The sequence below is a fragment of the Pseudomonas triclosanedens genome (assembly GCF_026686735.1).
GTDB lineage: Bacteria > Pseudomonadota > Gammaproteobacteria > Pseudomonadales > Pseudomonadaceae > Pseudomonas > Pseudomonas triclosanedens.
The window spans coordinates 4,994,075-5,006,095 of the sequence record NZ_CP113432.1 but is presented as its reverse complement, the minus strand read 5'-3'; the positions used below and the strand labels follow the sequence as shown (position 1 = coordinate 5,006,095).

Below are 12,021 nucleotides of genomic sequence, written 5' to 3'. Positions count from 1 at the left end.
TTTTCAGGGCAATAAAAAACGCCAGCACAAGGCTGGCGTTCTTTATTGCCGTAAGGCTTAGCCCAGCAGGGTGGCCCAGCTCTCAACGGTATCGGCGCCCCACTTGGCCTTCCATTCCTTGAGGGTCTTGTGGTTGCCGCCCTTGGTTTCGATGACTTCGCCAGTGTGCGGGTTCTTGTATTGCTTCACCTTGCGTGCGCGCTTGCTGACGGTGCCCTTTGCCGCACGCGGCGACTTGCTCAGTTTGGCATCCGGATCGAGCAGGGCGATGATATCGCGCAGGGACTTGCCATAGCTGGCCATCAGAGCGCGGAGTTTCTCCTCGAACTCAAGCTCTTTCTTCAGCTTGTCGTCCTGCTCGAGGGATTTCAGGCGTTCTTGAAGTTCCTTGATGGCTTCTTCGGTGGCACGGTACTCGTTGATCAGCGACATGTTGGGTACCTTAATCTTGAGGTCCAGCGTTGGCGGATAGTTTGTAGCACCCATAATAGTCACCGAAGTTGTTCAAGTAAACTCTCGGGAAAACTTTTGTGGGTAATTAACCAATTAACTTAGTTATAGTCGCCGCCGGTTTAACCGGAGCAGTCTCGCCAAGCCTTATTGGCTCTCGTCGGGCGCTCCCGCCGAGTGCTGAACTTTTCCCTGCCAGCCGCTAGAATGGCCGCCTTCGCGATGTATCTGGAGTACACCCATGCGCACTTTCCGACTGGTGATCGCCTGCCCCGACGGGGTCGGGATCGTCGCCAAGGTGAGTAATTTCCTGGCCACCTACAACGGCTGGATCACCGAGGCCAGTCATCATTCCGATAATGACAACGGCTGGTTCTTCATGCGGCACGAGATTCGCGCCGACTCCCTGCCGTTCGATCTGGATGGCTTCCGCCAGGCCTTCGCGCCGATCGCGCGCGAGTTCTCGATGGAGTGGCGTATCACCGACTCCTCGGTGAAGAAGCGCGTGGTGCTGATGGCCAGCCGCGAGTCGCATTGCCTGGCCGACCTGCTGCACCGCTGGCACAGCGGCGAACTGGATTGCGAGATTCCCTGCGTGATCGCCAACCACAACGATCTGCGCAGCATGGTGGAGTGGCACGGTATTCCGTACTTCCACGTACCGGTGGATTCGAAGAACAAGCAACCGGCCTTCGAAGAAGTGTCGCGCCTGATCGACGAACACCAGGCAGACAACGTGGTGCTGGCGCGCTACATGCAGATCCTGCCGCCGGATCTGTGCCAGAAATACCGCCACCAGGTAATCAACATTCATCACAGCTTCCTGCCGTCCTTCGTCGGCGCCAAGCCTTACCACCAGGCTTCGCTGCGTGGCGTGAAGCTGATCGGCGCGACCTGCCACTACGTGACCGAGGAGCTGGACGCCGGCCCGATCATCGAGCAGGACGTGGTGCGCATCAGCCACCGTGACAATATCGAGGACCTGGTACGCCTGGGCAAGGACGTGGAGAAGCTGGTGCTGGCTCGCGGCTTGCGCTACCACCTGGAAGACCGCGTGCTGGTGCACGACAACAAGACCGTAGTGTTCGACTGACAGTCCTCACTACACTGGGTACTCCGCATGTGCCTGCCGCCCGTAAGGTCGGTGGGCGCTGCGCCCGAGCAGGAGTCCCGTGATGACCGATCCGAAAAGCCCCGGCACCGCCACCCCGCCGCCCACCTTGGGCGAAGGCTGTATCCGCCGCTACGATCCTGAAGCCCTGAGCGAAGACGATGGCACCGAGTTTCCCGGCGCCGCCGAACTCTGGGATTCCTTGAAGCCAAAGCCTGAAGACAAACCTGCCGACGATTGAGCCTCAGGCGCTTTCCCGTGCCCCCATCAGCTTGCGCAGCAAAGGCCGCCCGGCGAGCAGGGCGAAGACTGGTGCGCCCATCACCAGATAGAAGTAGTAAGTCACCACGCGCCAGATGAGGATGGCCGCGGCTGCCGTGGATTTGCCCACCAGGGGCGCCAGCAGGGCGGCGGAAGTCAACTCGGTGCCGCCGGCGCCGCCGGGCAGCAGCATGGCCAGCCCGGCGGCCAGCGAGATTAGCTGGATCAGGAAGGTCCAGGCCCAATGCAGGTCCACGTTCATCGCGCTCAGGACGAGATAGAGCACCGAGAAGCGCAGCGTCCAATGGCAGCAGGTGAGGAAGAAAATCAGTGCAAGACGCCGCCTGGGCTGGCGCAGGCTGCTGAGCAGTGTGTCGCGAAAGTGCAGCAACTTCCGCGCCCAGTGCAGCCGGGCACGCGATTTCATCCCCAGGCGTCTGAGTAGCCGTCCATTGGCACGGATTACCCGGCGCTGGAAGCGCGCCAGCAGCACGACTCCGAAGAACAATCCGCCCAGCAGCACGCCGCTGGTGATCAGCGACATTTCCAGATTCGGGCTGACGCTGTGGGAGAGGGTGAATACCAGCACTGCCGCCAATGCGCACAGGAAAAACAGCAGGTCGCTCAACTGGTCTACGGCGAAGATCGCGCTGCTCTGTGCCGGACGCATGCCGTGCCGTGCCAATAGTGCCATCAGTGTAAGCGGGCCGCCGGTGCCGCCGGGCGTGGCGTAGAAGGCGAACTCGGAGGCCATGATGATGCCGACGGACTGGGCCTGGCCGATTTCACCGGCACGGCCATTGAGCAGCACGCGTAGTTTCTGCGCGTTGATCAGCCAGCACAGGCAGATCATGCCGAACATGATCAGCAGGCTGTCGAGAGGAAACTCCAGCACCTGGTCGAGCATTTCCCTGCCGCCTAGGGCGAGAGGGATCAGCGAGGCACCGACCAGGCCGAGCAGCAGCCACCAGGCGCGACTCATGTGAGTACCCTTGGCTGTTGCGGGAGTGTGGGAGAGGCAAGTCGGATGAGAGCGGCCTCCTGTCGAAATCGAACCTTCATGCGCAGTGGACCGCCATCGGCAGGTCGCGTTCGCCGAACTTTGCATGGGAAAGGCGCCGCCAGGCGGCGCCGTTGCCTCACTCGGCCGATTTCTCTCTGGCGCCTTCTTCCAGCGCCTTGTTCTGCCAGCCTTCCTCGCCGGGAAGGATCAGGTTGAGCGCGATGGCGACGATAGCGCACAGGGCGATGCCTTTCAGGCCGAAGTCGTCCGGGCCGGTGCCGGTGCCGATCAGTACGCCGCCGATGCCGAACACCAGCGTGACCGAAACGATGCACAGGTTGCGCGCCTGGGACAGATCTACCTTGTGGCGGATCAGGGTGTTCATGCCCACCGAGGCGATTGTGCCGAACAGCAGGCAGAGAATACCGCCCATCACCGGTACCGGAATGCTCTGCAGGATGGCGCCGAACTTGCCGATGAACGCGAGACCAATGGCGAATATTGCCGCCCAGGTCATGATCTTCGGGTTGTAGTTCTTGGTCAGCATCACCGCGCCGGTCACTTCCGCGTAGGTTGTGTTCGGCGGGCCGCCGAACAGGCCCGCGGTGGAGGTGGCGATGCCGTCGCCCAGCAGGGTGCGGTGCAGGCCCGGGGTCTTAAGGTAGTTCTTGCCGGTCACGCCGCCGACGGCGATCACGCCGCCGATGTGTTCGATGGCCGGAGCCAGCGCCACCGGGACGATGAACAGGATGGCCTGCCAGTTGAACTCGGGGGCGGTGAACTTCGGCAGCTCCAGCCAGGGAGCTGCGGCGATCTTCGCCACATCTACCACGCCGAATACGAAGGACAGCGCATAGCCCACGAGCACGCCGGAGATGATCGGCACGAGGCGCAGCATGCCCTTGCCGAACACTGCCACGATCAGCGTGGTAACCAGCGCTGGCATGGAGATCAGCATGGCTGTCTTGTAGGGGATCAGTTCGGTACCGTCACCTGCCTTGCCCATCGCCATGTTGGCGGCGATCGGCGCCATCGCCAGGCCAATGGAGATGATCACCGGGCCGATCACCACCGGTGGCAGCAGGCGGTCGATGAAACCGGTGCCCTTGATCTTCACCGCCAGGCCCAGGAAGGTGTAGACGAAGCCTGCCGCCACCACGCCGCCCATTGTCGCGGCCAGGCCGAACTGGCCCTTGGCGAGAATGATCGGGGTGATGAAGGCGAAGCTGGAGGCCAGGAATACCGGCACCTGGCGGCCAGTGACGATCTGGAACATCAGGGTGCCGAAGCCCGCGGTAAACAGCGCGACGTTGGGGTCCAGGCCGGTGATCAGCGGCATCAGCACCAGCGCGCCGAAGGCCACGAAGAGCATCTGCGCGCCAGAGACGATCTGGCGCCACAGCGGATCGTTGAATTCATCGGCCATGAATCAGGTGTCCTTCTGCTTGGTGCCGAAGATCTTGTCACCGGCATCGCCGAGGCCGGGCATGATGTAGCCGTTCTCGTTGAGGCGCTCGTCGATCGAAGCGGTATAGATGAGCACGTCCGGATGCGCATCGTTGACCGCCTTGATCCCTTCTGGCGCCGCCACCAGCACCATTGCGCGGATTTCCTTGCAGCCGGCGCGCTTGAGCAGGTCGATGGTCGCGACCATCGAACCGCCGGTTGCCAGCATTGGGTCGATGATGAGCGAGCGGCGCTCGGCGATGTCCGGCGCCAGCTTTTCCAGGTAGGTGTGCGCCTCCAGGGTTTCCTCGTTGCGTGCAACGCCCACGGCGCTGACCTTGGCGCCCGGAATCAGGCTGAGCACGCCGTCCAGCATGCCGATGCCGGCGCGCAGGATCGGTACTACGGTGATCTTCTTGCCGGCGATCTTTTCCACCTGTACGGCACCGGCCCAGCCCTCGATCTCGTAGTTCTCCAGCGGCAGGTCCTTGGTCGCTTCGTAGGTCAGCAGGGCACCTACTTCCTGGGCCAGCTCACGGAAATTCTTGGTGCTGATGTCATGGCGGCGCATCAGACCGATCTTGTGGCGGATCAGGGGGTGGCGGATCTCGAGTACGGGCATGGACGGGGTCTCCGGACGGGCTGGCAAAAAAATTGCGGTAGCGTAATCCATCCTAGCTACCTTGGGCCACGATTGTTGGCGAGTTTCGTCTGGTAGCCCTTGCTCCACGGCACGCCGATAGGTACCTTTGCGCACTTTTTCACCGGAGAGCCCCCATGTCCGTCGATCTCGCGCACATCCGCCAAGTCATGGCCGAAGCCGACTGCCTTTACACAAATGCCGAGGTCGAGGCCGCTATCGCCCGTGTGGCAGAGGCCATCAATGGTTCGCTGGCCGAGGCCAACCCGGTTGTATTCTGTGTGATGAACGGCGGCCTGATCTTCTCTGGCAAGCTGCTTCCTCTGCTGAACTTCCCGCTGGAGGCGTCCTACCTGCATGCGACCCGTTACCGCAACGAGACCACTGGTGGCGAGTTGTTCTGGAAGGCCAAGCCGGAAATCTCCTTCATCGACCGCGAAGTACTGATCATCGACGACATCCTCGACGAAGGGCATACCCTCTCGGCGATCATCGACTTCTGCAAGCATGCCGGCGCCAAGCGCGTGCACACTGCCGTGCTGATCGACAAGGACCATGATCGCAAGGCCCGCCCGGACCTTAAGGCCGACTATGTCGGATTGTCCTGCGTCGATCGCTACATCTTCGGCTACGGCATGGACTACAAGGGCTACTGGCGCAACGCCGCCGGCATCTTCGCGGTCAAGGGGCTCTGACATGAGTGGCCCGCGCTTCCTCGATGACGCACTGTTCGATGAGGTTGCCGCCAAGGCCGCCGCCAATCCCCGGCGGCGGCAGAACCACAATTTTCACGATCTCGCTGAGCCCTGCCACCGTTTGCTCAACGCGCTGCAACCGGACAGCTATATCCCGCCGCATTGCCACCGCCACCCCGACAAGGCCGAGAGCCTGCTGGTGGTAAAGGGCGCGCTGGGGCTGCTGATCTTCTCCGAGACTGGCGAGTTGCTGGCGACCCGCGAGTTGCGTGTCGGCGGAGAGTGCATCGGCGTCGATCTGCCGCCGGGCACCTTCCATGCCATCCTGGCGCTGGAACCGGACAGCGTGATGTTCGAAGCCAAGGCCGGCCCATTCCTGCCGCTGGCCGAGGACGAGCGTGGCCAGTGGGCACCGCGTGAGGGCGAGCCGGGTGCGGTGGAATACCTGGCCTGGATGCGTTCGCAGTTCCCCGCCTGATTCTGCGCTGAGGTGGGAAAGGCCGCGATAGGTTTGCACCGCACCGAAAGCAATCGCCACACATCGAGCTGGGTCGATGCGTGCATGGGTTAACGTGCATTTTTGACGATGCTTACCCTGCCTATCCTGGGACCTTCACTGAAATCGCCCGAGGGTTTGCATGTCTCGTCTCCTCTATATCGATGGCCAATGGCAGGTTGCCGACAGCGGCGCAGTCCTGCGCCCGATCGACCCATCCACCCGTGAAGCTTTGCCGGAAGTCGCCTGCGCTGGCGTTTCCGATGTCGAGCGTGCCGTGACGGCCGCGCGCAACGCCTTCTCTACCTGGCGCCTGACCAGTGCCGCCGAGCGCGCCGGCTACCTGCGTGCCTTCGCAGAACAGTTGGAAGCCCGCCGCGAAGCGCTTATCTCGCTGCAGATGCGGGCCAGCGGCAAGCCGCGCCTGGAAGCCGAGATCGATATCGGCGATGCCATCGCCACGTTCTCCTACTATGCCGAGCTGGCGGACCAACTGGATGCGCGACAGAACGCCGAGGTTGTGCTGCCGGACGCAGGCTTCCGCTCCCTGACCCGCTTCGAACCGATTGGCGTGGTCGGCCTGATCGTGCCGTGGAACTTCCCGCTGGTGACCAGCGCCTGGAAGGTCGCGCCGGCCCTGGCGGCGGGTTGCACCGTGGTGCTCAAGCCTTCGGAAATCACCCCGCTGATCGAACTGGTACTGGGCGAGATCGCCGATGCCATCGGGCTGCCTGCCGGTGTGCTGAATCTTGTGCCGGGTCTCGCCGATGCAGGCGCAGCGCTGTGTTCCAGCCCGGCCATCGCCAAGCTTTCTTTCACCGGCAGCAACGCGGTGGGCCGCAAGGTGATGGAGGCCGCCGCGACACGCACGCTGCCGGTCGGCCTGGAGCTGGGGGGCAAATCGCCGATCCTGGTGTTCGAGGACTGCGACCTGGACGAAGCGGTGCAGTGGATCATCGCCGGTATCTACTGGAATGCTGGGCAGATGTGCTCCGCCACATCGCGGCTGCTGGTGCAGGACTCCATCGCCGATGCTTTGCTGGCGAGGCTTGCGGCCGCGGTAGAAGGGCTGCGCGTTGGCAATCCGCTGCTGGGCGAAACCGACATGGGGCCGATGACCAGCCAGGCGCAGTACCGCAAGGTGCTCGATTACTTCGCGGTAGCCCGCGACGAGGGGCTGGAGTGTGTCGCGGGTGGCGAGGCGGGAGAGGGCTGGTTCATCCGCCCGACCGTCTATGTAGACGTACCGGCGGAAAGCCGCCTTTGGCGCGAGGAAATCTTCGGCCCGGTACTTTGCGTGCGCCGCTTCAGCGACGAGGCGGATGCACTGCGTCAGGCCAACGACAGCGATTTCGCCCTGGCGGCGACCGTCTGCAGCGCTGACCGGGACCGTGCCCAGCGGGTCGCCGAGCGGCTGGAGGCGGGCCATGTCTGGCTGAACTCGCCGCAGGTCGTGTTCCCTCAGACTTCCTGGGGCGGGGGCAAGCGCAGCGGTATCGGGCGCGAGCTTGGCCCGTGGGGCCTGTCGGCGTTCTTCGACATCAAGCACATTACCGCGCCGCGTTGATCGATGCGGCCTGGTGCTCCAGGCGCAGGTCTTCCACCAGCGCCTGGAGCGCTTCGTTATGTCCGGGTTCGTCGCGTACCACCAGGCTGTGTGTGATGCCGTAGCCGAGCCGGTCGGGTAGTAGCGCGCGCATTTCGCCCTGCTCGACCCAGTGTTCGGCATAGTGGGTCGGCAGGTAGCCCAGGTGCGTGCCGGCGCGCACCGCGTGGAGCACTGCTTCCATGTGCTGGGCGAAAGCCGTGCTGCGCTGTGGATCGGCCGGCAATTGGACATCGGCCACCGCATAACCGTGCTGGATCCAGTTGCAGCGCTCCAGTTCGCCGGGGTCGCTCACGCACTTGTCGTAGAGCGGATGTTCACGCCCGCAGAACACCGCTACGCGCTCGTGGTACAGGGCTTCGTAGCGCAGGTTTGGCAGGCGTCGGCTGAAGCAGGCGATGGCCAGGTGCAGGCGGCCATTGAGCACCAGGCGTTCCAGTTCGCTGGATGACTCGATGAGAAAATGCAGGCGTACGTCCTGATCGCGGCGGTTGAGGCGCGCCAGGGCCCGGTGGATGCGTGCATCTGGCAGTGTGGCGATATTGTCCGCCAGGCCCATGTGCAGTTCGCCCACCAGTCGACCGGCCAGCGATTGAGCCTGGTCGCGGAAGTTACCCAGTGCGGCGAACAGGGACTGTGCATATTCGAGCACTCGCTCGCCCTTTTCGGTTAGGCGGAACCCACTCTTGCCGCGCTCGCACAGGCGGTAGCCGAGACGCGTTTCCAGGCTGGCGATATGCGTGCTGATGGTCGACTGGCCCATGCCCAGCTCGCCCTGGGCGGCGGAGAAACCGCCACAGCGCACGACGCAGGCGAATATGCGCAGAAGGCGCAGGTCGAGATCGGAAACATTGTGCAGCATGCGGGGCGGTCTTTTCGATGCAAGGGTGGCGATATGTCGAAGGCTATCAATGTATCCTCCGGCGCGCCATGCGTGCCTGTCGTGGCGCTTCTGGCCCATGCTAGAGTGCTTCGCCTTGTTCTGCGGAGGTAGAGATGTCCGTTCGTAATCTGGGCGCCGTGCTGGCGCTGGGTCTTTGTCTGCCGTTGGTGGCCCTGGCTGCGCCGCCGATGCACGGCCAGTTCCTTCCGCCCGACGATGGCAGCCTGCGGCAGGGAGATGCGGAGCAGCAGCAACTGCTGCAGGTCACCGAATACAGCGTGGTGCTCGGCAATCAGCGCCAGTCCAACCAGCAGCCCATCCCGATCACCACGCCATCGCTGTTGCGACTGAAAGGCAAGCCGCTGAACAAGGGCGCGCAGATCAGCCAGGTGCTGGTCAGCTTCGACACCGAAGGCAAGAGCCTGAAAAAACCGTCCTACGACGACAAGACGCGAACGCTCAGCCTTTACTACCCGCAGTCGTCCTATCCGCAGTTGCTGGACCTGCTGCGTAACGGCACCGTCTATGTGCAGTTCCTCATCTATGCCAATGGCCATATCTGGGCCGATCTGCATACCGGCGCGGTACGTGTGCGTTGAGCCACGTTGCCAGGCGGAGTTACACTCCCGCCTCCGCGAGTGCCGATGCGGGCCGCGAACCCTGAGACAGCCGTAGAGAGAAGCGAGATGCGTAAAGACAAGAAGCAGGTGATTGGCGAAGAAATCAACGACGACGCCATCAAGCTGTTCCTCGGCGTGGAACCGGCCGACGGGACTCCCCCGTCCCTGCACAAGCTGGTCAAGGCCTACCGCAGTCTGCGTATCGATGACTTCGAGCGCTTCATCGGCTTCTTCGTCGAGGCTGGTTACGACCTCTACGCCAAGGATGCCAAGGGCCAGGACTTCATTGCTCTGATTCAGGACCAGCGCCAGGCCGAGCCCTACATCGAGGTGATCAAGGCCGCTCGCGGCTGATCGCATCGAGTCCCTGGAAAAGCCCGCCTTGTGCGGGCTTTTTCGTTTGGGCGCCCGCGACGCTCGCCAGGCCGGATGGCATGGAGCAACTAAGCGCTGAACATCTCTACGAATCCCCGCCTAGACTTCTCCCCAGAACGATACGACAAGGCGAGGACGAAGCCGTGCAAGTACAGCCCTATCTGTTTTTTCATGGTCGCGCCGATGAGGCCATTGCCTTCTACCAGCATGCGGTCGGTGCTCAGTTGAACGCGCTGATGCGTTATGAAGAAGCCCCCGGCCCCTCGCCAGTCCCGGATGGTTGGCTGGACAAGGTGATGCACGCCAGCCTGCGAATCGGCGAAACCGACGTGTTTCTCTCCGATGGGCGCGGCGAACACAATGCTGCCTTCCAGGGGTTTTCCCTGCATCTGGCACTGCGCAGCGTGGTCGCGGCGGAGCAGGCGTTCGCTGCGCTGGCGGAGGAGGGGCGGGTGGAGATGCCGCTGGAGAAGACTTTCTGGGCGCAACGCTTCGGCATGCTCACCGATCGTTTCGGCGTCGGCTGGATGGTCAGTTGTCACTGAGCGGGCGGAAACGAAAAAGCCCGCCGGATGGCGGGCCTTTTCATGAACGCGAGGTTCAGGATGCGGCGACGATCTGCAGACGGTCGGCGGTCATCTGGTTGACTTCGCGGTATAGCGCGGCGTCGGTTTCCAGTTGCTTCTCGCGGGCCGGGAAGATCTCTTTGAGCTTCGCGGTCCACTCGGCCGATTTGTAGCGCTCGGGGAAGCAGCGCTCCAGCAGGCCCAGCATGATCGACACGGTGACCGAGGCGCCCGGCGAAGCGCCGAGCAGGGCTGCGATGCTGCCGTCCTGCGCCGCCACCAGTTCGGTGCCGAACTGCAGGATGCCGCCTTTCTTCGGATCCTTCTTGATGATCTGCACGCGCTGGCCGGCGGTTTCGAGGCGCCAGTCGGCCGGGTTCAGCTCGGGGTAGAACTTGCGCAGGGCTTCGATGCGCTGGTCCATGGACTGCATGACTTCCTTCACCAGGTAGCGGGTGAGGTCCATGTTGTCACGAGCCACGGCGAGCATCGGCAGCAGGTTGCTGGTGCGCACCGAGAGCGGCAGGTCGAGGAACGAGCCGTGGCGCAGGAACTTGGTGGAGAAACCGGCGTAGGGTCCGAACAGCAGGGACTTCTTGCCATCGACTACACGGGTGTCCAGGTGCGGCACGGACATCGGCGGGGCGCCCACCTCGGCCTGGCTGTAGACCTTGGCCTGGTGGTGCTTGACCACCTCGGGGTTGTCGCAGCGCAGCCACTGGCCGCTGACCGGGAAGCCGCCGAAGCCCTTGCTTTCCGGGATGCCGGACATCTGCAGCAGCGGCAACGCGCCGCCGCCGGCGCCGAGGAAGACGAACTTCGCCTTGATCTTGCGGGACTCGCCGGACTGGGTGTTCTTGATGTCGACCAGCCAGCCGTCGCCGATGCGCTCGAGGCCGACGACCTTCTGGAAGTAGCGAACGGTGCTGCCTTCGCGGCTGCCCAGGTAGCCCAGCAGCTGGTTGGTCAGCGCGCCGAAGTTGACGTCGGTGCCGCTTTCCACGCGGGTCATCGCGACCTGCTCGTCGGCCGGGCGGCCCGGCATGGTCAGCGGTGCCCACTCGGCGATCTTCGTGCGGTCCTCGGTGTATTCCATCGAGGAGAAAGCGTGGTGCTGGCTGAGCAGCTCATGACGCTTCTTCAGGAAGGGAATATCCTTGCCGCGCACGAAGCTCATGTGCGGAACGGGGTTGATGAAGTTGCGCGGTGCGCCGAAGGCTTCCTTGCCGGTCAGGTAGGCCCAGAACTGCTTGGACACCTCGAACTGGGCGTTGATGTTCACCGCCTTCTTGATGTCGATCGAGCCGTCGGCCGCCTGCGGGGTGTAGTTCAGCTCGCAGAGACCGGCGTGGCCTGTGCCGGCGTTGTTCCAGGGGTTGGAACTCTCGACGGCTCCGGACTCCTGCAGTTCGACGATCTCCAGCTTCACGCCCGGATCGACTTCCTTGAGCAGGACAGCCAGGGTTGCGCTCATGATGCCGGCGCCTACCAGCAGCACATCCATCGATTCGATTTCGTTCTGCGCCATTAACGCGTCTCCAGAAAACTATCAGCAGCCAGTTGTGACAAGGGCTGGGCGCTCTTTGCGCGCAGGCCGCATGTCCGAATTCTTCTCAGGTCGCATGGACCTTTCGCGAATGTCTCGGGCGGGATCGGAGGAGGGGAGTTGCGCACCTTCGCTCGGCAGTCCGCGGCGGACATCCACTAGTGCATCCGGGTGGGCGCTTATGCGCGGCTTCCGGTGCCGAAAAAGCGATTCAGTGCTGCGGGGTCAGACGTTAATGGTGCTGCTACCGACGCAAAACTCTTCATTGCTCGCCACACTCTCGTGAAGTAGTGAAAAACCTTCAAATCACGCTCTTATGGAGT

14 protein-coding genes are annotated in these 12,021 nt (G+C 63.0%); 8 read left to right on the top strand and 6 right to left on the bottom strand.

The genetic code is table 11. From position 1 onward, the window contains the following. Positions 1-57 precede the first annotated feature (57 nt). Entirely contained in the window at positions 58-432 is a 375-nt protein-coding gene (gene mvaT, locus OU419_RS23195; protein WP_254470409.1) for a histone-like nucleoid-structuring protein MvaT, read from the bottom strand. Positions 433-691: 259 nt separating this feature from the next. Here mvaT and purU point away from each other — a divergent pair, with 259 nt between their 5' ends. Both purU and OU419_RS23185 read left to right on the top strand, forming a co-directional pair. Next, positions 692-1,543 carry a formyltetrahydrofolate deformylase gene (purU, locus tag OU419_RS23190; RefSeq protein ID WP_254470410.1) on the top strand — a complete coding sequence of 284 codons (852 nt, stop codon included), beginning with the start codon at positions 692-694 and terminating at the stop codon, positions 1,541-1,543. An 82-nt stretch (positions 1,544-1,625) separates the two neighbouring features. Continuing rightward, positions 1,626-1,802, top strand: a complete 177-nt coding sequence (locus tag OU419_RS23185) for a hypothetical protein (RefSeq protein WP_254470411.1) — start codon at positions 1,626-1,628, stop codon at positions 1,800-1,802. Between the two features lie 3 nt (positions 1,803-1,805). Here OU419_RS23185 and OU419_RS23180 read toward each other — a convergent pair whose 3' ends face one another. The 3 genes from OU419_RS23180 to upp form a co-directional block, all read right to left on the bottom strand. Beyond that, complete coding sequence (locus OU419_RS23180; protein ID WP_254470412.1) at positions 1,806-2,804, bottom strand: lysylphosphatidylglycerol synthase transmembrane domain-containing protein; 999 nt, start codon at positions 2,802-2,804, stop codon at positions 1,806-1,808. A gap of 157 nt (positions 2,805-2,961) precedes the next feature. After that, entirely contained in the window at positions 2,962-4,251 is a 1,290-nt protein-coding gene (locus OU419_RS23175) for a uracil-xanthine permease family protein (RefSeq protein WP_254470413.1), read from the bottom strand. 3 nt (positions 4,252-4,254) lie between these two features. Continuing rightward, a complete protein-coding gene (gene upp / locus OU419_RS23170) occupies positions 4,255-4,893 on the bottom strand; it encodes a uracil phosphoribosyltransferase (RefSeq protein ID WP_254470414.1) in 639 nt (212 codons plus the stop codon). Between the two features lie 155 nt (positions 4,894-5,048). On the opposite strand from upp, the gene OU419_RS23165 reads away from it, so the two are divergent. The 3 genes from OU419_RS23165 to OU419_RS23155 all read left to right on the top strand — a co-directional run bounded on the left by OU419_RS23165 (position 5,049) and on the right by OU419_RS23155 (position 7,669). Further along, a complete protein-coding gene (locus tag OU419_RS23165) occupies positions 5,049-5,606 on the top strand; it encodes a hypoxanthine-guanine phosphoribosyltransferase (RefSeq protein WP_254470415.1) in 558 nt (185 codons plus the stop codon). A gap of 1 nt (position 5,607) precedes the next feature. Beyond that, complete coding sequence (locus OU419_RS23160; protein ID WP_254470416.1) at positions 5,608-6,084, top strand: WbuC family cupin fold metalloprotein; 477 nt, start codon at positions 5,608-5,610, stop codon at positions 6,082-6,084. A 160-nt stretch (positions 6,085-6,244) separates the two neighbouring features. Continuing rightward, positions 6,245-7,669: an aldehyde dehydrogenase family protein gene (locus OU419_RS23155; RefSeq protein ID WP_254470417.1), complete on the top strand. Its 1,425-nt coding sequence runs from the start codon at positions 6,245-6,247 to the stop codon at positions 7,667-7,669. On the opposite strand, the gene OU419_RS23150 is transcribed toward OU419_RS23155, so the two are convergent. Then, complete coding sequence (locus OU419_RS23150) at positions 7,653-8,570, bottom strand: LysR family transcriptional regulator (protein ID WP_254470418.1); 918 nt, start codon at positions 8,568-8,570, stop codon at positions 7,653-7,655. The genes OU419_RS23155 and OU419_RS23150 overlap by 17 nt on opposite strands. Positions 8,571-8,779: 209 nt before the next feature. Here OU419_RS23150 and OU419_RS23145 point away from each other — a divergent pair, with 209 nt between their 5' ends. The 3 genes from OU419_RS23145 (at position 8,780) to OU419_RS23135 (ending at position 10,131) form a co-directional block, all read left to right on the top strand. Beyond that, the gene (locus tag OU419_RS23145) at positions 8,780-9,190 is read left to right on the top strand and encodes a hypothetical protein (RefSeq protein ID WP_408004968.1); all 411 of its coding nucleotides are present in this window, start codon (positions 8,780-8,782) and stop codon (positions 9,188-9,190) included. Positions 9,191-9,277: 87 nt separating this feature from the next. Then, positions 9,278-9,565: a PA4642 family protein gene (locus OU419_RS23140; RefSeq protein WP_254470420.1), complete on the top strand. Its 288-nt coding sequence runs from the start codon at positions 9,278-9,280 to the stop codon at positions 9,563-9,565. A 164-nt stretch (positions 9,566-9,729) separates the two neighbouring features. Continuing rightward, positions 9,730-10,131: a VOC family protein gene (locus OU419_RS23135; RefSeq protein ID WP_254470421.1), complete on the top strand. Its 402-nt coding sequence runs from the start codon at positions 9,730-9,732 to the stop codon at positions 10,129-10,131. 55 nt (positions 10,132-10,186) lie between these two features. Here the strand turns inward: OU419_RS23135 and mqo are convergent, their stop codons facing one another. After that, positions 10,187-11,680 (bottom strand): malate dehydrogenase (quinone), encoded by a 1,494-nt coding sequence (mqo, locus tag OU419_RS23130; protein ID WP_254470422.1) that lies wholly within the window; start codon positions 11,678-11,680, stop codon positions 10,187-10,189. Between the last annotated feature and the right edge of the window lie 341 nt (positions 11,681-12,021).

Excerpts from the sequence above, each read along its gene's own strand:
- mvaT (WP_254470409.1), bottom strand. The coding sequence starts at position 432 with ATGTCGCTGATCAACGAGTACCGTGCCACCGAAGAAGCCATCAAGGAA.
- purU (WP_254470410.1), top strand. The coding sequence starts at position 692 with ATGCGCACTTTCCGACTGGTGATCGCCTGCCCCGACGGGGTCGGGATC.
- OU419_RS23185 (WP_254470411.1), top strand. The coding sequence starts at position 1,626 with ATGACCGATCCGAAAAGCCCCGGCACCGCCACCCCGCCGCCCACCTTG.
- OU419_RS23180 (WP_254470412.1), bottom strand. The coding sequence starts at position 2,804 with ATGAGTCGCGCCTGGTGGCTGCTGCTCGGCCTGGTCGGTGCCTCGCTG.
- OU419_RS23175 (WP_254470413.1), bottom strand. The coding sequence starts at position 4,251 with ATGGCCGATGAATTCAACGATCCGCTGTGGCGCCAGATCGTCTCTGGC.
- upp (WP_254470414.1), bottom strand. The coding sequence starts at position 4,893 with ATGCCCGTACTCGAGATCCGCCACCCCCTGATCCGCCACAAGATCGGT.
- OU419_RS23165 (WP_254470415.1), top strand. The coding sequence starts at position 5,049 with ATGTCCGTCGATCTCGCGCACATCCGCCAAGTCATGGCCGAAGCCGAC.
- OU419_RS23160 (WP_254470416.1), top strand. The coding sequence starts at position 5,608 with ATGAGTGGCCCGCGCTTCCTCGATGACGCACTGTTCGATGAGGTTGCC.
- OU419_RS23155 (WP_254470417.1), top strand. The coding sequence starts at position 6,245 with ATGTCTCGTCTCCTCTATATCGATGGCCAATGGCAGGTTGCCGACAGC.
- OU419_RS23150 (WP_254470418.1), bottom strand. The coding sequence starts at position 8,570 with ATGCTGCACAATGTTTCCGATCTCGACCTGCGCCTTCTGCGCATATTC.
- OU419_RS23145 (WP_408004968.1), top strand. The coding sequence starts at position 8,780 with ATGCACGGCCAGTTCCTTCCGCCCGACGATGGCAGCCTGCGGCAGGGA.
- OU419_RS23140 (WP_254470420.1), top strand. The coding sequence starts at position 9,278 with ATGCGTAAAGACAAGAAGCAGGTGATTGGCGAAGAAATCAACGACGAC.
- mqo (WP_254470422.1), bottom strand. The coding sequence starts at position 11,680 with ATGGCGCAGAACGAAATCGAATCGATGGATGTGCTGCTGGTAGGCGCC.